Source organism: Lactococcus sp. NH2-7C (assembly GCF_029953655.1).
GTDB lineage: Bacteria > Bacillota > Bacilli > Lactobacillales > Streptococcaceae > Lactococcus > Lactococcus lactis.
The window spans coordinates 485,190-504,235 of record NZ_CP124538.1 but is presented as its reverse complement, the minus strand read 5'-3'; the positions used below and the strand labels follow the sequence as shown (position 1 = coordinate 504,235).

General features: G+C 36.0%; 12 protein-coding genes. 10 read left to right on the top strand and 2 right to left on the bottom strand.

Going from position 1 to position 19,046, the window contains the following annotated elements:
- The first annotated feature begins 145 nt into the window (after positions 1-145).
- Positions 146-2,614 carry a phosphoketolase gene (locus tag QJV49_RS02415; RefSeq protein WP_225512727.1) on the top strand — a complete coding sequence of 823 codons (2,469 nt, stop codon included), beginning with the start codon at positions 146-148 and terminating at the stop codon, positions 2,612-2,614.
- Between the two features lie 93 nt (positions 2,615-2,707).
- On the opposite strand, the gene QJV49_RS02410 is transcribed toward QJV49_RS02415, so the two are convergent.
- Positions 2,708-4,861 (bottom strand): GH92 family glycosyl hydrolase, encoded by a 2,154-nt coding sequence (locus QJV49_RS02410; protein ID WP_225512726.1) that lies wholly within the window; start codon positions 4,859-4,861, stop codon positions 2,708-2,710.
- Positions 4,858-5,895 (bottom strand): LacI family DNA-binding transcriptional regulator, encoded by a 1,038-nt coding sequence (locus QJV49_RS02405; RefSeq protein ID WP_225512725.1) that lies wholly within the window; start codon positions 5,893-5,895, stop codon positions 4,858-4,860. Before QJV49_RS02405 ends, QJV49_RS02410 begins: the two co-directional genes overlap by 4 nt.
- Before the next feature lie 274 nt (positions 5,896-6,169).
- Here QJV49_RS02405 and QJV49_RS02400 point away from each other — a divergent pair, with 274 nt between their 5' ends.
- The 9 genes from QJV49_RS02400 (at position 6,170) to QJV49_RS02360 (ending at position 19,039) form a co-directional block, all read left to right on the top strand.
- Entirely contained in the window at positions 6,170-7,429 is a 1,260-nt protein-coding gene (locus QJV49_RS02400) for a glycoside hydrolase family 125 protein (RefSeq protein WP_225512773.1), read from the top strand.
- Between the two features lie 34 nt (positions 7,430-7,463).
- The gene (locus QJV49_RS02395) at positions 7,464-10,151 is read left to right on the top strand and encodes an alpha-mannosidase (protein ID WP_225512724.1); all 2,688 of its coding nucleotides are present in this window, start codon (positions 7,464-7,466) and stop codon (positions 10,149-10,151) included.
- Positions 10,148-11,080: a sugar ABC transporter permease gene (locus QJV49_RS02390; protein WP_003130089.1), complete on the top strand. Its 933-nt coding sequence runs from the start codon at positions 10,148-10,150 to the stop codon at positions 11,078-11,080. Before QJV49_RS02395 ends, QJV49_RS02390 begins: the two co-directional genes overlap by 4 nt.
- Before the next feature lie 55 nt (positions 11,081-11,135).
- Positions 11,136-12,056, top strand: a complete 921-nt coding sequence (locus QJV49_RS02385) for a carbohydrate ABC transporter permease (RefSeq protein WP_225512723.1) — start codon at positions 11,136-11,138, stop codon at positions 12,054-12,056.
- A gap of 102 nt (positions 12,057-12,158) precedes the next feature.
- Positions 12,159-13,610, top strand: coding sequence for an ABC transporter substrate-binding protein (locus tag QJV49_RS02380; RefSeq protein ID WP_225512722.1), 1,452 nt, complete (start codon positions 12,159-12,161; stop codon positions 13,608-13,610).
- A 77-nt stretch (positions 13,611-13,687) separates the two neighbouring features.
- Positions 13,688-14,665 carry a family 20 glycosylhydrolase gene (locus QJV49_RS02375; protein ID WP_225512721.1) on the top strand — a complete coding sequence of 326 codons (978 nt, stop codon included), beginning with the start codon at positions 13,688-13,690 and terminating at the stop codon, positions 14,663-14,665.
- A complete protein-coding gene (locus QJV49_RS02370) occupies positions 14,658-16,247 on the top strand; it encodes an alpha-glucosidase (RefSeq protein WP_281449157.1) in 1,590 nt (529 codons plus the stop codon). Before QJV49_RS02375 ends, QJV49_RS02370 begins: the two co-directional genes overlap by 8 nt.
- 21 nt (positions 16,248-16,268) lie before the next feature.
- The gene (locus QJV49_RS02365) at positions 16,269-16,604 is read left to right on the top strand and encodes a hypothetical protein (RefSeq protein ID WP_225512719.1); all 336 of its coding nucleotides are present in this window, start codon (positions 16,269-16,271) and stop codon (positions 16,602-16,604) included.
- Positions 16,601-19,039 carry an endo-beta-N-acetylglucosaminidase gene (locus tag QJV49_RS02360; protein ID WP_225512718.1) on the top strand — a complete coding sequence of 813 codons (2,439 nt, stop codon included), beginning with the start codon at positions 16,601-16,603 and terminating at the stop codon, positions 19,037-19,039. The genes QJV49_RS02365 and QJV49_RS02360 overlap by 4 nt, the downstream gene beginning before the upstream one ends.
- Positions 19,040-19,046 lie beyond the last annotated feature (7 nt).

Below are 19,046 nucleotides of genomic sequence, written 5' to 3'. Positions count from 1 at the left end.
ATTTGAGAGAGAATTCTCTCTCTTTTCGTATTCCCTAGTTTTAATAAACAAAAATAAATAGCAATGTTTCCTAGCGGATATATGAACAAATTATTAGAATATCAAGCATAATTAACCTATAATGAAGGAAAATCAGGAGGAAAAAATGACAGAATATAATTCAGAAGCTTACTTGAAAAAGCTTGATAAATGGTGGCGAGCAGCAACTTATCTTGGAGCAGGAATGATCTTCTTGAAAGAAAATCCTTTGTTCTCTGTGACAGGTACTCCAATTAAAGCGGAAAACCTTAAAGCAAATCCTATTGGGCACTGGGGGACGGTATCAGGACAAACTTTCCTTTATGCTCATGCCAATCGTCTAATCAATAAATATAATCAAAAGATGTTTTACATGGGTGGCCCCGGACATGGAGGTCAAGCTATGGTTGTTCCTTCTTATCTTGATGGCTCATATACAGAAGCTTATCCAGAGATTACTCAAGACTTGGAAGGGATGTCACGCCTGTTTAAACGTTTTTCATTTCCTGGAGGAATAGGGTCACATATGACGGCGCAAACCCCTGGTTCACTTCATGAAGGAGGTGAGTTGGGTTATGTGCTATCACATGCAACAGGGGCTATTCTTGATCAACCTGAACAGATTGCTTTTGCTGTTGTTGGGGATGGAGAAGCTGAAACTGGACCGTTGATGACAAGTTGGCACTCTATTAAATTCATTAATCCTAAGAATGACGGGGCAATTTTACCAATTCTTGATTTAAATGGTTTTAAAATTTCAAATCCTACTTTGTTCGCTCGAACTTCAGATGTTGATATTCGTAAGTTCTTTGAAGGACTGGGTTACTCTCCTCGTTATATTGAAAATGATGATATTCATGATTACATGGCTTATCATAAATTAGCAGCTGAAGTTTTTGATAAAGCGATTGAAGATATTCATCAAATTCAGAAAGATGCGCGTGAAGATAATCGTTATCAAAACGGAGAAATTCCAGCTTGGCCAATTGTTATCGCACGTTTACCAAAAGGTTGGGGTGGTCCACGTTATAATGATTGGTCAGGTCCAAAATTTGACGGAAGAGGAATGCCGATTGAACATAGTTTCCGTGCGCACCAAGTTCCACTTCCATTATCTTCTAAAAATATGGGAACTTTACCAGAATTTGTAAAATGGATGACTTCTTATCAACCGGAAACTTTATTTAATGCTGATGGAAGTTTGAAAGAAGAGTTGCGTGATTTTGCACCAAAAGGTGATATGAGAATGGCTTCAAACCCTGTAACTAATGGCGGAGTTGACTCTTCTAATTTGGTCTTGCCAGATTGGAAAGAATTTGCAAATCCAATTTCTGAAAATAATCGCGGAAAATTGCTCCCTGATACAAATGACAATATGGATATGAATGTTTTGTCAAAATATTTTGCTGAAATAGTCAAACTTAATCCTACGCGTTTCCGTTTGTTTGGTCCTGATGAAACCATGTCTAATCGTTTTTGGGAAATGTTTAAGGTGACGAATCGTCAATGGATGCAAGTCATAAAAAATCCAAATGATGAATTTATCTCACCTGAGGGTCGGATTATTGATTCTCAATTATCAGAACACCAAGCTGAAGGTTGGCTTGAAGGTTATACTTTAACTGGACGTACAGGAGTGTTTGCAAGTTATGAATCATTCTTGCGCGTCGTCGATTCAATGTTAACTCAACATTTCAAATGGATTCGTCAAGCGGCAGACCAAAAATGGCGCCATGATTATCCTTCGCTTAATGTTATTTCGACTTCAACTGTTTTCCAACAAGACCATAACGGTTATACTCACCAAGATCCTGGAATGTTGACTCATTTGGCAGAAAAGAAATCTGATTTTATCAGACAATATTTGCCAGCTGATGGAAATACTTTGCTAGCCGTATTTGACCGTGCTTTTCAAGATAGAAGTAAAATTAATCATATTGTAGCCTCTAAACAACCTCGTCAACAATGGTTTACTAAAGAAGAAGCTGAAAAATTGGCGACTGACGGAATTTCAACAATTGATTGGGCTTCAACGGCTAAAGATGGAGAAGCAGTAGATTTAGTTTTTGCCTCAGCAGGAGCTGAGCCTACAATTGAAACACTGGCAGCTTTACATCTTGTAAACGAAGTTTTCCCACAGGCAAAATTCCGTTATGTGAACGTGGTTGAATTGGGTCGGTTGCAAAAGAAAAAAGGAGCGCTCAACCAAGAACGTGAACTCTCAGATGAAGAATTTGAAAAATACTTTGGCCCTTCAGGCACTCCAGTAATTTTTGGATTCCATGGATATGAAGATTTAATCGAATCCATTTTCTATCAAAGAGGACATGATGGTTTGATTGTTCATGGTTATCGTGAAGACGGTGACATTACGACGACTTATGATATGCGGGTTTACTCTGAGCTTGACCGTTTCCACCAAGCGATTGATGCCATGCAAGTTCTTTATGTCAACCGAAAAGTTAATCAAGGTCTAGCGAAAGCTTTCATTGACCGAATGGAACGGACGCTAGTTAAACACTTCGAAGTGACAAGAAATGAAGGAGTAGATATTCCTGAGTTTACTGAATGGGTTTGGTCTGATTTAAAGAAATAGGCTTAAATTTATAAAATAAAAAAACACGCTGATTTTAATCAATCAAGCGTGTTTTTTTTACTGACAGAATGATTAGGTCTGGTCTGTCAGTAATTAATTTTCTGTCAGTGAATAAGGAAGTTGTTCGTTCGTATATTTAAGTGGATTTGGTACGATTCCTAAATCAAATTTTAGGGTTCCGCCTTTTATCAATTCTTTGTGCTTGATAAAAGTATCATTGACTTTTTTGTCAGTAAATGTGATTTGGTTGACGAAAACTTGTTGCGGAGCATTTGGTTCTGCAAGAATAGTAAGTTGCTGACCAGAGGAAAGGTTGATTCTAGCTTTGTCCCAGAGTGGAATTCCTAATACATATTGATTAGAAGCAGCCGTGACTGGATAGAATCCTAAACTTGAAAAAATATACCAAGCTGCCATTGTTCCATTATCTTCGTCACCAGGATAGCCCTTTGGGCTATCATTAAATGTTTCTGTCAGTAAATTTTTGATTAAAGGCGTAGCCATCCAAGGTTTGCCAATGTAGCTAAAAAGGTATGGGTAATGGAAACTTGGTTGATTTGAGATAGCCACTTGTACAAATTCGATAGCAGCCATTTCACTCATTTCGTGAATTTCAAAACCGTATCCTTCAACATTGAAATTTGGTCGTTGGTTACAAAGCTCGATGAGTTTGTTTTCAAAATTTTCTCTTGAGCCATGTAGTTTAATTAGTCCAGCAAAATCATGAAGAACTGACCAAGAAGTCTGCCAAGCAGAACCTTCTGCATAATCACGACCCCAACGAATATCTAAAAAGTCAGGTCTGAAATTTCCGTCAGTATCTTTTGCTCGCATAAAACCAGTTTCAGAATCAAAAATATTTTGATAGTTTTTTGCTTGATGGGCATAGAAGTCTGAAGTTTCTTTGTCACCAGTTTGTTTCGCCACTTGAGAAATACAATAATCAGAAAATGCGTAATCTAAAGTGTGATTAACAGATTCATGGTGAGTGAGCGGAACATAACCAAGTTTTAGATAATCTTTTGTGCCACGACGGCCGTAGTTAGAGTTTTCAGATTGACTTGTGGCTCCTTTTTTCATTGCTTCCAAAAACTCAGGCATCAAATCAGGACGAATGTTTTTGCTTGCAGCATCAGCAATGACAGCGTCTATCAAGGTACCGGGCATTAGACCACGTTCATCAGGAGAAAGCCATTTTGGAAGAAAACCAGTCGCACGATAAGAATTTAGGAAACCTTCGAGCATATCACCGTACTCGTCAACGGCTATTAGACTATAAAGCGGATAGACTGTTCGGAAAGTATCCCAGAAGCCATTGTTTGTATAGAGCGGGCCTTTCTTGAGAGTTTTAGAGCTTGTATCGTAATGGATTTTTTGATACTCTTGGTCAAATTCATAAAAAGTTTGTGGAAAGAGAAATGAGCGATAAAGATTGTGATAGAAAGTGGAAACTTCTTGTTGATTATGATGCTCAATTTCGATACGTGAAAAAAGGTTATTCCAAGCAGATTCAGCATTTTCCAAATATGTTTCTGCTGAATTATCTAGTTCACGCTCCAGATTAAGAGCGGCTTGTTCCTTGGAAATAAAAGAAGTAGCAAAATGTATTTGAACCTGCTTGGATGCTTTGAAATCTAAGCGAACAGAAGAATCTTCATCAGATAAATTTCCACTTAAAACAAAAGGTTGGTCAGCAGTAAATTTGAGATAAAAAGTAAAATTTTCATCTTCACAACCAGCAAAATTAATAATTGAAAGCTCTAAGCTGTAATCATCAAGTTGTTGAAGTTCATAAGAACCGGGGAGATGAAGCATCAAGCCATTATCTTTAAGGCTTAAATTTTGATAATTCATTGATAGAATTCCACCATACATTGATGGAATTAACTGAGATGTAATCTGATAACGTAATTGAGTAATTTTGAGTTGCGTTGGATTAAAAGTTGATTCTTCTGGACGGTATGAACTCACTGTGTGCCACAAGGAAGTTTCAGGCAAAGGGCCCGCAACAGGTGTCATTGTCAAATGTGAGAAATCTCCCATCCAAGGACTGGGTTGGTGAGTGATTCGGTAGCCTTCAAAGGTGCGGTCTTCTGGATGAAACCACCAAGCCCCACGAGCAGCAGCGGTTGAAGGGGCAAAGTAATTCATTCCCCAAGGAAAACCAGTGTAAGGAAGGCAATTCCCATGTGAAAAAGTGGATTGGTTAGCAGTACCATGACGGGTATCAATTTTGTTTATCTTCATTTCAACTCCTCAGTTGTTTTTCTTTTAATTAAATTGATTGGAACTTTGACATCTTTGGGGGTTTGCCCGCTTTTAATCCAGTCTAAAAGCAGTTCGCCAGCGATTCTTCCCATGCCAATGAAATCTTGAGCAATGGTTGTTAATGGCGGATTTGATAAGCTTGCTGCTTGAATATCATCAAAACCAATAATTGATATATCATTTGGAACAGAAAAATGACTATCTTGCAAAGTCTTCATAGTTTGAAGAGCGACTAAGTCATTTTCACAGATGAGTCCTGTGACTTTTTCGTTATGGATAAGTTCCAAAACAGAACTTTCGGTGTAAAGTGAGTCATCAAGAGTAGTGTGAAACTTGATTCCTTGTTCTTTTAGAACTTTGACATATCCTAAGTATCGATTTCTTGTTGTTTGGGGATGGTGGGTATCATTACTAGCCACAAAAGCAATTCGTTTATGCCCTAAATTTAAGAGCGCTTGAGCGGCTTGCTCACCACCATTAAAGTTATCTGAGGAAACACAAGGAAATCCTAGGTCGTAAATCTGCTTATCTAAAAGAACGACAGGAAAGTTTTGTAGTGAAAGTTCTAATAAGATATCTAAATAATCTTCAGTATACATTGGATAGTAAATTAATCCATCAAAATTTTCTTTAATATCATCCGCTGTATTTTCTTTAAGATAATTTGCATAAGTGATAAATACGGTTGTGTTTTCAACTTTTAAAGCAGGAACCAAACCTTGTGTGAAATCTCCAAATGACATTCCTTCAAAAGGAATAATAAAGAGCACTCTTTTTAATAGTTTGGTATGGTTTTTATTTAATTCTTGAACAAAAGTTCCTTTTCCTCGTGTTCTACTGACAAGACCAAGCTGTTCTAATTCAGTAAGAGCTCTTTTTGCGGTAATGCGGCTAACTGAATAAGTCTCTGAGAGTTCTTTTTCAGTGGGAAGCTGGTCTCCTGATTTAAATGTTTTAGTGACAATTTTTTGCTTTAAATCATCGGAAATCTGCTGGTAGAGTGGTAAGCTCATAGAAGTATCCCTTTGTGTTTTATTTGATATATCATATTTTACTCTTTTTTTATAAAAAAACAAGTCTTTTACAGGTGAAAATGATAAAAATAGGCTTTTTACCTCTACAATATTCAGAAAAAATAAAAAAAGATAACAATATTAATCTTATTTTAATAAAAAAGCGCTTGCAAAATATAAAAATTTATATTAAAATAACCTTAAATGATATATCAAATGAATTTTAAAAGGAGATGCAGTGAAAGCAAATATTCCAAAATCTGTTAAAAAGTTTATGAATGACATAACAATTCTTTGTGGAGAAGAACATAAAGAGTGGGCTGTAAACTTTAATCATTCTTTCTCAAACACACTTGAAACTACTTTAAGAGTGCATGATGACAGGACTACCTTTCTTTTAACAGGTGATATTCCAGCAATGTGGTTACGAGATTCGACAGCTCAAATGAGACCTTATTTGGTACTTGCACATGAAGATGAAGAAATTCGTGATTTGATTGTTGGTTTAGTTAAAAAACAAATGATATATATTAATCTGGATCCATATGCCAATGCTTTCAACGAAAGTGAAAATTTTGCTGGGCATCAGACAGATCATACCAACTTTAATGAACACAAAGGTTGGATTTGGGAAAGAAAGTATGAGATTGACTCCCTTTGTTATCCTATTCAACTCGCTTACTTAGTCTATAAAAATACAGGTTATACCAAACATTTTGATGAAGAATTTATCAAAGCGGTCAAAAACACTTTGAATGTCTTTAAAACAGAACAAAATCATGAAGCTTCTCCATATTATTTCGTTCGAGATACTGAGCGACAAGAAGATACTTTAATAAGAGACGGAAAAGGAGCCAAGACAGCCTACACTGGAATGACTTGGTCAGGATTTAGACCAAGTGATGATGCTTGTGAGTATGGTTATTTGGTTCCATCAAATATGTTTGCTGTCGTTATTTTGGATTATATCAAGGAAATTTTTACTGATCTTCTATCTAATGAAGAAATTGCAAATGAAGCAAGGATTCTTAGAGATGAAATTCAAGAGGGACTTGAGAAATTTGCTAAAACTAAAAATCAACAAGGCGAAGAGGTTTGGGCTTATGATGTTGATGGGCTTGGGAACAAAACTTTAATGGATGATAGCAATGTTCCCAATCTGATTGCAGCTCCATATTTGGGATTTTGCCAGGCTGAAGACGAAGTTTATTTGAAAACACGACAAACTTTATTGAGTAAAGAAAATCCTTATTACTATGAAGGAAAATATGCACGAGGAATTGGTTCTAGTCATACACCAGAAAATTATGTTTGGCCAATTGCCTTAGCAATGGAGGGAATGACTACAAATGATAAGACTGAAAAAGAACGAATCTTAAATCATTTGGTCGAAACAGATGCTGGAACACATTTGATGCATGAAGGATTTGATGTCAATAATCCACAAAATTACACTAGAGAATGGTTTAGCTGGGCTAATATGATGTTTTGTGAGTTAGTCATGGATTATTTTGATATCCGAATTGAAAAATAAGTTAATGAGATTAGTTTTAGAAAGATAGAACTTTATGAAAAAGAAAACGGTACATATCATCTCTCACAGTCATTGGGATCGAGAATGGTATATGGCTTATGAAGAACATCATATGCGTTTAGTCAATTTAGTGGATGATTTACTTGATTTATTCAAGAAAGATCCTGAGTTTGATAGCTTTCATTTGGATGGACAAACGATTATTTTAGATGACTATTTGCAAGTACGTCCCGAACGTCGTGAGGAAGTGCAAGCAGCGATTTCAGCTGGAAAACTGAGAATTGGTCCATTTTATATCTTACAAGATGATTTCCTCATTAGTTCTGAATCAAACGTTCGTAATATGCTTGTTGGGCGTAAAGAATCGGAGCGTTGGGGTGCTCCAGTTGAGTTGGGGTATTTTCCTGATACTTTTGGGAATATGGGCCAAACACCACAAATGATGAAGGGGGCAGGACTTAGCGCTGCAGCTTTCGGTCGAGGGGTGAAGCCAATTGGGTTTGATAACCAAGTCTTGGAACAATCAGAAGAAGCTTATAGTTCTCAATTTTCAGAAATGTGGTGGGAAGGTCCTGATGGGACAAAAATTCTTGGAATTCTATTTGCCAATTGGTACTCAAATGGAAATGAAATTCCTGCTGAAAAATCAGAAGCTCTTGACTTTTGGAATCAAAAATTAGCAGATGTTGAAAAATTTGCTTCGACATCACATCTCTTAATGATGAATGGCGTGGATCATCAGCCAGTTCAGAAAGATTTGAGCAAAGCAATTCGCTTGGCAAATGAACTTTTCCCAGATTATGAGTTTGTTCATTCTAATTGGCCAAGTTATTTAGAAGCTGTACGGTCAGACTTGCCTGAAAACTTATCTACAGTTACAGGGGAACTAACTTCACAGGAAACCGATGGCTGGTATACTTTAGCGAATACGGCTTCAAGTCGAGTTTATCTCAAACAATGGAATACAAAAGTTGAGCGTCAGTTAGAAAATATCACAGAACCTCTTGCTAGTTTAGCTTATCGAGTGACAGGAGAGTATCCGCATGACAAATTGACTTATGCTTGGAAAACTTTGATGCAAAATCATCCACATGACAGTATCTGTGGCTGCTCTGTTGACGAAGTTCATCGTGAAATGATGACACGTTTTGAAAAAGCAAATGAAGTAGGGAAATATATTGCTGATGATGCATTGTTTGAACTCGCTAAAGTGATTGACTTTGAAGGCCAACATCCTTTTGTAGTCTTTAATACAGCTGGACATTCTAAAACAGGTGAGGCTGAAATTGAAGTGGTTCTTGAACGTAAATTATTCAAAGAAGGAATTCCTGAAAAACTTTATGATGAACTTAAGGCACAGCCAAAGGCAACTTATAAAGTAATCAATCGAGAAGGTCAAGAAGTTCCAGCTGAAATCAGTGAAGAAGAAGTCTTATTTGATTATGATTTACCGAAAGATCGTTTCCGAGTTCCTTACATGAAACGATTTGTGAAAGTGAAGTTATTTTTAAATGAAATGCGTGCTTTTTCTTGGGAAAGCTTTGATTTGGTGCTTACTGACGCTGCTGACAGTTCTGTCAGTAATAATGAAAGCATGATTTCTGGTCAAACTATTGAAAATGAAAGTTTGAAACTGACAGTTAATCATAATGGCAGCCTAAGTATTTTTGATAAGAGCCTTAATAAAGTTTTTAAAGATTTGCTTGTCTTTGAAGACACTGGTGATATTGGAAATGAATATATCTATTTCCAACCTAAAAATACCAAACCAATTCTTTCTACTGACAGCCCTGTTGAGTTTTCAATTATTACTGACAGAGCAGAAATTGCCGAAGTTCAGCTTAAACAAGTGCTAATGATTCCTGAATCTGCTGACGAATTATTGGACGAGGAACAAAAAAAGGTTTTGGAATTCCGATATCGTCATGCTGGTCGTTCTGATAAACTTTTGCCTTTAGAGGTAACAAGCAAGATCACTGTACGTAAAAATTCAAAAAAAGTTGATTTTGAGACAAGCATTGATAATCAAATGAAGGATCACAGACTTCGTGTTTTATTCCCAGCAGGATTCACTGCTGAAAATCACGAAGCTGACAGTATTTATGAAGTTGTGACAAGACCTAATGTTATGCCTAAAACTTGGGAAAATCCAACAAATCCTCAGCATCAACAAGCTTTCGTCAATCTTCATAATGAAGAATATGGTTTAACTGTTGGTAATTTTGGCCTAAATGAATATGAAATTACTGACAGCTCTGTCATTGCATTGACCTTGCTTAGAGGAGTTGGCGAACTTGGTGATTGGGGTTACTTTCCAACACCAGAGGCTCAAACTTTAGGACGTCATACTTTTAACTATAGTTTAGAATTTCATGGACTCGCTGATGAACGTTATGAAACTTATCAACATGCTTATGTTGCACAAGTTCCATTTTCAACGGTAGAACTGACAAATCCGTCAGCAGAAAAAACCTTACCGTCAGTTGGGAAAATATTAGAAATTGATACTGATAAATTTGCTATCACGGCATTGAAACGTCGCGAATCAGATAATGGTCTAGTTTTACGAGGCTACAATATGTCTGGTCAGTCATTAAGTTTAGCGCTTGAAGAAGAAGCAAAATTACTTAATTTACTCGAAGATGAAATTGAAGCAGACTCACAAACACAAATTGCAGCTCACGAAATTCGGACTTTGTTGATTAAGGAGAAAAATCAATGAAAAAATTTTTTCGGAATATTTGGCGCTATAAAGCACTGATAATTATGGCTCTACCGGGTGCAATTTGGATGATATTCTTCTTTTATATTCCAGTATTTGCAAATGTGGTGGCTTTTAAAGATTTCCATATTGACCCAGACGGATTTTTGGCTAGTTTGACCAATAGTCCTTGGGTAGGATTTAAAAACTTTGAATTCCTCTTTTCTTCCGGTGCTGCTTTTGATATCACAAGAAATACGGTTCTTTATAATGTTGGGTTTATTACACTGAACTTGATTATTTCTATTGCATTTGCAATTATCATGAGTGAATTACGGAATAAAAAGTTGGTAAAAGTGTATCAAACGATGTCACTTCTTCCTTATTTCCTTTCATGGGTTGTTATTTCCTACTTTGTTTATGCCTTCTTGGCACCAGGAAACAAAGGAATTTTCAACCAAATGATTATGCATAATGGAGGAATGCCAGTCAATTGGTATCAAGAACCAAAATACTGGGTCTTCATTATCCTCTTCATTGGTGTTTGGAAGGGAATTGGTTATAATTCGATTATCTACTTCGCAACAGTGATGGGGATTAACCCAACCTACTATGAAGCAGCGATGGTGGATGGAGCAACAAAATGGCAACAAATTAAAAATATTACCATTCCTCAAGTTGTTCCACTGATGACGATTTTGACAATCTTAGCTGTTGGGAATATTTTCCGTGCTGACTTTGGTCTTTTCTATAATGTTCCACGACAATCAGGTGCTTTGACACCAGTAACGCAAGTCCTTGATACCTATATCTATAATGGATTGGCTAACACTGGTGACTTAGGAATGGCAACGGCAGCAGCGCTTTATCAATCGGTAGTAGGATTTATTCTTCTAATGATTACAAACTTCTTTGCCCGTAGACTTGATAGTGATTCAGCATTATTCTAAGAAAGGAGGAAGCTAGTAGGTCAAGCCTTTTATCAAACTTGAAAGCTAATAATATATGAAAAAGAAAAAAATAGCCTCATTATCTGTTCGAGGATTCAATCGTCCAGTTAACTTTATTTTTAATATCGTCATTGCACTATTTGCAATCTCTTGTGTCTTACCTTTCCTCTTTGTCTTAGCCATTTCGCTGACAAAAGAATCAGCTTTGCAACAATTCGGTTATAGCTTTTGGCCACGAGAATGGAGCTTTTATGCTTATACATTCTTATTTGACCAAATGAAAGATAAAATGTTGCAATCATTGTTTGTCACAGTACTTGTTACGGTTCTAGGGACTGCAATTAATTCTACAGCAACTTCACTTTATGCTTATGCAATTTCTAGAAATAACTTTCCTTTCCGTCGATTCTTTACGATCTTTTGTTTAATCACAATGTTATTCTCACCTGGGATGATTGCGAATTACTTGGTAATGACTAATCTTCTGCAATTGAAAGACACAATTTGGGCTTTGATTTTACCAATGGCTGTCTCGCCATTTAACATCATTGTTATGAGAACTTTCTTTAAACGTTCAGTTCCAGATTCAATTATTGAATCTGCCCGAATTGACGGAGCAAGTGAACTTAGAATTTTCACTCAAATTGTTCTTCCTTTGGCAGTACCTGGGATTGCAACCATTTCCCTCTTTGCGGCCTTAGGATATTGGAATGACTGGTTTAATGCCCTTCTTTATATCTCAAATGATAAATTGATTCCATTGCAATATTTGCTGATGAAAGTTCAAAATAACTTACAATTCTTAACGCAAAATGCAGGAGCAGGCTCACAGATTGCCGGAGGTTTAGCGGCTCTACCTGGTGAATCAGCACGTATGGCAATTGTTATAATTTCAACTTTACCAATCGCAATTAGTTATCCATTCTTCCAACGTTATTTTGTCAAAGGTTTAACCATTGGTGGCGTTAAAGAATAAGAAGACTCTGCTTATTTAGCAGAGTAAATTTAGACGCTTAAAGAAAGCGTAAACATTAATAAAGTTAAAAAATTTGGGGAAACCCTAAAGGAGCATACTCTAATGAAAAATTATCAAAAAGTTGCACTTGGTACCGTATCAGTGCTTGCAGCCTTTACTCTTGTGGCTTGTGGTTCATCTGCGAAGTCAAAAAGTAGTTCTGGTAAAACAACTTTGCACATGTACCAGATTGGTGATAAGCCAGACAATTACAAAGAATTGATGGTTAACGCTAATAAAATTCTTGAGAAAAAAGCTGGTGTGAAATTGGACATTAGTTACATTGGTTGGGGAGATTACGCTCAAAAAATGAACGTTATCGTTTCATCTGGTGAAGCTTATGACATTGCTTTTGCCCAGGATTATGCAACAAATGCCGCTAAAGGTGCTTTTGCTGATTTAACTGATTTAGCCCCTAAATATGCCAAGACAGCTTATAATGAACTTAATCCTGCATATATTGAGGGAAATAAAATCAATGGAAAACTTTATGGATATCCTGTAAATGGAAATATTTATGCTCAACAAGTGATTACTTTTAACAAGCAATATTTGGATAAATATAATTTATCAATTGACGGCGTTGATTCATTTGCCTCTGCTGAAAAAGTGATTGAAGAATTCCATAAAAAAGATCCTAATGTTGCAGCTTTTGCCATTGGTCAAGGTTTCAAAACACCAGGTAATGTTGACTATGTCCTTGGAAATGGTTTGCCATTTGCTGTAGACACAACAGGAGATGGTAAAAAAATCCAAAATGTTTATGACATTCCTGCCTATATTGATAATTTGAAGAAAATGCATGATTACTATACTAAAGGTTTAATTCCAGCCGATGCAGCTACTTCAAATACTGCATTTGACTTGAATTCAAATAACTGGTTCGCTCGCGTCGAAACACAAGGCCCTTACGATTATGGCGATACTATTTTGACTCAAGCAGCAGGACAACCCCTTGTATCTAAAGCAGTAACTAATCCATTAATTACAACTGACCAAGCTCGTATGGCTAACTTCGTTGTTTCAAATACCTCTAAACATAAAGAAGAAGCGGTTAAAGCACTTGGAATCATCAATAGTGACGCTGAACTTTTAAATGGTTTAGTTTATGGTGTTGAAGGACAACAATGGGAAAAAACTGGTGATAAGAAAATTAAATTACTTCCTTCATACAGTGAAGGGGTAAAACATATGGCTGCTTGGAATACAGGAAATAATGCCATTCTTTATACAACTGATGCGGTTACCAATGAAATGATTACTAAACGAGACCAATCAATTAAAGACGCAAAAGTTTCACCATTGCTTGGCTTTACTTTTGACCAATCAAAAGTGAAATCTGAAATTTCAAACTTATCAAATGTCATGAGTCAATATTTGGACCAATTGAACACAGGTTCTGTTGATCCGGTTCAAACTTTACCAAAACTCAAAGCTGAATTGAAAAAAGCAGGTTATGATAAAGTTCAAAAAGAAATGCAAAGTCAATATGATACTTATCTAAAAAATAAATAAGAGGTAAACAAATCCAAGATCTCCTTTCTAAATTCATTTTGAAACTAGTTTGGAGGTCTTATTTTATTGGAATTATTATGGAAAAAGGATTATTAGTTGATATTGGACGAAAATATTGGTCAATAGAAGAGTTAAAAAGGTTAGTTCTTTTACTTCAAGCGCACAAGATGACTCATTTACAACTTCATCTCAATGAAAATGAAGGTTTTGCGCTAAATTTTACTGACAATCCTGTCAGTAAGAAATATTCAGAAAAAGCGCTCAAAGAATTGAAAGAATTTGCGAAAATAAACGAAATTACCTTGATTCCTGATTTTGATAGTCCAGGCCACATGGGCTCCTTATTAGAGAAAAATCCTGAATTTGCACTGCCTGACAGTAAGCAACAAGCGGTAGATGTTACTAATCCAGCAGCCATTGATTGGATTTTGGGAATAATGGATAGAATAGTCGATGTTTTCCCAGATTCAGATACTTTTCATATTGGGGCTGACGAATTTATTGATTTTCGTCAAATTGAAAAATACCCTTATTTACTGGAGAAAACTCGGAAAAAATACGGAAATAAGGCGAGTGGTTTAGAGTTTTATTATGACTATGTTAATCAATTGACTGAGCATTTACAAGAAAAAGGGAAACAAGTTCGTATTTGGAATGATGGATTTTTACGAAAAGATCTTCAGTCATTGGTTCCTTTGAATAAAAATGTGGAGGTTTGTTATTGGACAAACTGGGACAAAGGGATGGCAGAAGTCAAAGAGTGGTTAGCTAAGGGTTATACCTTAATAAATTTCTGTGATAATGACCTTTATTATGTTTTGGGTGAAGAAGCAGGTTATTCTTATCCAACGGCTGAAAAACTGGAAAGGAAAGGAAAAATTCAAAAATTTTCTGGTCAGCAATATTTAAATCAAGAAGAAATGAAAGCTGTCAGAGGAACTTACTTTTCAATTTGGGCTGATAATGCTGCGGCTAAGTCTGTCAGTGAAATTTTAAACGATCTTAGAAAAATACTTCCGGTATTTATGAAAATTTATGGAGGAAATGATGAATAATTGGTGGAAAAAAGCAGTCATTTATCAAATTTATCCCCGATCATTTAAGGATTCAAATGATGATGGAATTGGTGACATCAATGGAATAATAGAGAAATTAACTTATCTTGAAAAACTAGGAGTGGATGCCATTTGGCTATCTCCGATTTATCAATCACCAATGGTTGATAATGGTTATGACATTAGTGATTATTACAAAATTGACCCACTTTTTGGCACAATGGCTGATTTTGAAGAGCTTATAGAAAAAGCAAAGAAACTTGGCATTCGTGTCATTATGGACCTGGTCGTCAATCATACTTCTGACCAACATTTGTGGTTTAAAGAAGCCATAAAATCTAAAAATAATCCGAAAAGAGATTTTTATATTTGGCGGGATCAACCAATTGGAGAATTTAAAAATTGGACTTATGACTCAAGCACTGAACAATATTATTTCCATCTTTTTAGTCCACAGCAACCTGACTTGAATTGGGAAAATGAAGAGGTGCGCAAGGAGATTCATAAGATGATGAATTTTTGGTTAGCTAAGGGAATTTCTGGTTTTAGATTAGATGTCATTGATCTGATTGGAAAAAAACCAGATCAAGAAATCACGGTTAATGGTCCAAAATTGCATGATTACCTAAAAGAGATGAATTCTGCAACTTTTGGTAAAAAGGATTATCTCACTGTTGGTGAAGCTTGGTCAAGTTCACCAGAATTAGCAAAGTTATATAGTGGAGCCAATCGTCATGAACTTTCAATGGTTTTTGGTTTCTGGCATCTATTGACATCAGCAGGAAACGGGGACAAATGGAAAAAACTCCCCTTAAATGTTCCAAAACTAAAAGAAGCAATGACAGCTTGGCAGAAATTGACACCGAATGAAGCATGGAATTCTCTTTTTCTAGGTAATCACGATTTGCCACGCATTGTCTCTTTTTGGGGAGATGAGGGGACATACAGAGAAAAATCAGCCAAAGCTTTTGCAATTCTCTTTCATTTGATGCGTGGCACTCCTTTCATTTATCAAGGCGAAGAATTAGGAATGACCAATTTTCCTTTTAAAAATCTGTCAGCAATAAATGACGTAGAATCACATGAATATTTTACTGACAGAAAAAAAGAAGGACAGTCAGAAGAAAAAATTATCAAAGTTTTACGAGAAATGAGTCGTGATAACGCTAGGACGCCGATGCAATGGACCGGTGATGAGAAAGCTGGTTTTACAACAGGAAAGTCTTGGCTTTCTATTAATCCTAATACTAAGATGATAAATGCTGACCAAGCTGTCAGCGATTCTAACTCTGTATTTTATACTTATCAAAAGTTAATCAAACTTCGTCACCAAGAAAATTGGTTGATAGAAGCCGATTTTGAATTACTTGAAAGTGCTGACGAAATCTTCGCATACTTGAGAAAAACGACAACAAGAACTTTTCTTGTGGTCGCCAATTTATCAAATTTAGCCCAACGCTTTGAAAGTTCTTTTGTCAAAAAAACTGAAATCATCAGTAATGACAGCTTTCCAGATTTACTGACAGACATAGAAATTCAACCTTGGCAAGCTTTTGCTTTAGAAATAAAAAATGTTGATTAATAAATTTTATTGGAGGATTTTATGAAAATATCGAAAAAAACTTTTAGTAAATTGTCCATCTCTACAGGACTTTTGGCATCCGTTACTTTGTTGACAGCTTGTTTTGGAAGCACAGCAAATCATGTGAAAGCTAATTACAAAGTGACAGCTGAAGCAATTCCAGATTACCAAAGTAAAAATTCCCCTATTTCGTCTTATTGGATGCCTGATAAATTTTTAGAATGGTCAGCAGAAAATGATCAAGATCTAATTTACAATCAATCCCAAGTTTCGCTTGCCAAACGAATTTTTCCTGATAAACTAAGTCCATCTAATTCAAATCAAAAAAAAAGACAAAAATTGTCGCCTTGTCTATGATGAACTCTTCAACTTCAGGGAATCCATCGCGAGGAACAACAAAATTTGATAGCTATACTTTTGATTATTGGCAATATATTGACACGCTGGTTTATTGGGGTGGCTCATCTGGTGAAGGAATAATTGTAACCCCGTCAGCAGATGTTATTGATGAAGCACACAAAAATGGCGTTCCCGTACTTGGAACAATTTTCTTACCGCCTAAAGAATACGGTGGAAAAGTAGATTGGGTCAAAACAATGCTCAAAAAAGATGAGCAAGGACAATATCCATTTGCCAGTCAAATGGTTAAGGTTGCCAAGACTTATGGATTTGAAGGGTGGTTTATCAATGAAGAAACCCAAGGGCTAAATGCTGATGATGCAGCTAACATGAAAGCCTTGATTCAACAAGTAAAAAAAGAAGATCCTAGTCTTCAAATCATGTGGTATGATGCCATGACTAAAGACGGAAAAGTGGATTGGCAAAATCAGTTAAATGACCAAAATGCGACATTTCTACAAGATAAAGCAGCAGATGCAATGTTTTTAAATTTTTGGTGGACAGAAAATGGTTTAGCCGATCAAAAATTACTTGAAAAATCTAATATCTATGCTAAAAATCACAATATTGACCCTTATAATATATATGCCGGAATAGATGTGCAAGCGAAAGACGTTCAAACTCCAGTTAAATGGAACCTTTTAGAAAAAGGAAATCAAGCCACTCAAACATCAATAGGACTCTATGCAGCAAGTGCTACCTACACTAACGCAAGCAATTGGGATGATTTTCAAAATCGTGAATCTGCTTTTTGGGTCAATCAAAAAGCAGACCCTCGTCAAGTTGATCACTCCGTCAATGAATCATGGACAGGCCTTTCCAAATATGTTCTGGAAAAATCAGCAATAAGCGGTAATGAATTTAATACTAATTTTAATCTAGGAAATGGTTATAACTATTATAAAGCTGGCCAAAAGATCTCAGAAATGGATTGGAATGACCGCAGTTTAGCAGGTATTTTACCATCTTACCGCTGGATTATTGACAACGAAGGAAAAAACAAAATAAGTCCAAGCTTCGACTTTGCAAGTGCTTATAATGGTGGTAATTCACTGAAATTTATGGCTGAACATTTAGAAGCAGGCAAAAGCTCGAACATCACATTGTTTGCTAGTGATTTGAAAATTGATAAGGGAGCAAAATTCTCTGTTAATATGCGCTCAGACCAAGCGATTAAAGTTTCAGCAATCTTAGAACTAGCAAATGGTCAAAAAGTTAGCATTGCAGGTGATAAAAGCCTGACTGAAAATTGGTCAGAAATAAGTTTTGATGTTAAGAAATATGAAGGTCAAACAATCAAAAAAATCAGCCTAAGCTTAAAATCTGATCAAGCAATGGATTTTAAAGCCATTAATCTAGGAGAAATGACTTTGACCAATGGTCAAAAAGTCGCTCCAATCGCACTTTCGGATGCAAAAGTAACTGATGAATCTTTTGAAGAAGAAGGCACAGTTGGCGGTTTTAGACTTTCTTGGAAATCAGATGCAAATAAAAATAATCTTTCTACTTATGAAATCTATCAGTTGAATGATGATGGAAGTAAAGAATTTTTAGGAGCAAGCAATATCAATGCCTTCTTTGTTAATGCCTTAAAACGTGGCAAAAATATCAATTCAACAAAATTTGAAATTGTCCCAATTAATAAGGCTGGAGAATCTGGACATTCAGTTACGACCTCTGTTAAATGGCCAGATAATTCATTAGCTAAAGCATCATTTGTAGCAGATAAAACTCTAGTTACGATTGGTGAAAAAGTAACTTTAATGAATCAATCTAATCTAGCTTCCGTCAAATATAAATGGGAAATTGACGGTGCAAGTCCCGCTACTTCTACAGAAAAGAACCCTCAAGTAAGTTTTGATAAAGCGGGGAACTACTCCGTCAAATTAACGGCTATCAACGAAAAAGGGGAAGAAGATTCAGTCACTCAAACTGAATTGATTACTGTAATTGATCATCCAGTAGAATTAACAAATTTTGCCTTAAATCAATCAGTTCAAGTAGATAGTTTCACTAATGAATCTGAATCAGGACCAAAAGCAGTTGATGGAAAATTAAATACCAAATGGTGTGCCGTTGGCCCAGGTAAACACAATATCACAATTGACCTTGGGAAATCAGAAAAAATCAATCAAGTCCTGATTGACCATGCGCAAAAAGGAGGAGAATCACCTGACATGAATACTTCTGATTACACCATTGAGATTTCAAAGGATAATCAAAATTGGACAGAAGTTGTCAACGTTAAGAAAAATAAATTGGGGGAAACCAAAGATTCTTTCAAACAGACAGAAGCGCGGTACGTTAGGATAACAGCCATTAAACCAACACAAGGAGCAGATACTGCTGTTCGTTTATATGAAATACAAGTATTAGGACAAAAAAATAGCTGACAAAGGG

Bases quoted from the DNA above. Each gene is read 5' to 3' on its own strand.
- QJV49_RS02415 (WP_225512727.1), top strand. From the start codon at position 146: ATGACAGAATATAATTCAGAAGCTTACTTGAAAAAGCTTGATAAATGG.
- QJV49_RS02410 (WP_225512726.1), bottom strand. From the start codon at position 4,861: ATGAAGATAAACAAAATTGATACCCGTCATGGTACTGCTAACCAATCC.
- QJV49_RS02405 (WP_225512725.1), bottom strand. From the start codon at position 5,895: ATGAGCTTACCACTCTACCAGCAGATTTCCGATGATTTAAAGCAAAAA.
- QJV49_RS02400 (WP_225512773.1), top strand. From the start codon at position 6,170: ATGAATGACATAACAATTCTTTGTGGAGAAGAACATAAAGAGTGGGCT.
- QJV49_RS02395 (WP_225512724.1), top strand. From the start codon at position 7,464: ATGAAAAAGAAAACGGTACATATCATCTCTCACAGTCATTGGGATCGA.
- QJV49_RS02390 (WP_003130089.1), top strand. From the start codon at position 10,148: ATGAAAAAATTTTTTCGGAATATTTGGCGCTATAAAGCACTGATAATT.
- QJV49_RS02385 (WP_225512723.1), top strand. From the start codon at position 11,136: ATGAAAAAGAAAAAAATAGCCTCATTATCTGTTCGAGGATTCAATCGT.
- QJV49_RS02380 (WP_225512722.1), top strand. From the start codon at position 12,159: ATGAAAAATTATCAAAAAGTTGCACTTGGTACCGTATCAGTGCTTGCA.
- QJV49_RS02375 (WP_225512721.1), top strand. From the start codon at position 13,688: ATGGAAAAAGGATTATTAGTTGATATTGGACGAAAATATTGGTCAATA.
- QJV49_RS02370 (WP_281449157.1), top strand. From the start codon at position 14,658: ATGAATAATTGGTGGAAAAAAGCAGTCATTTATCAAATTTATCCCCGA.
- QJV49_RS02365 (WP_225512719.1), top strand. From the start codon at position 16,269: ATGAAAATATCGAAAAAAACTTTTAGTAAATTGTCCATCTCTACAGGA.
- QJV49_RS02360 (WP_225512718.1), top strand. From the start codon at position 16,601: ATGATGAACTCTTCAACTTCAGGGAATCCATCGCGAGGAACAACAAAA.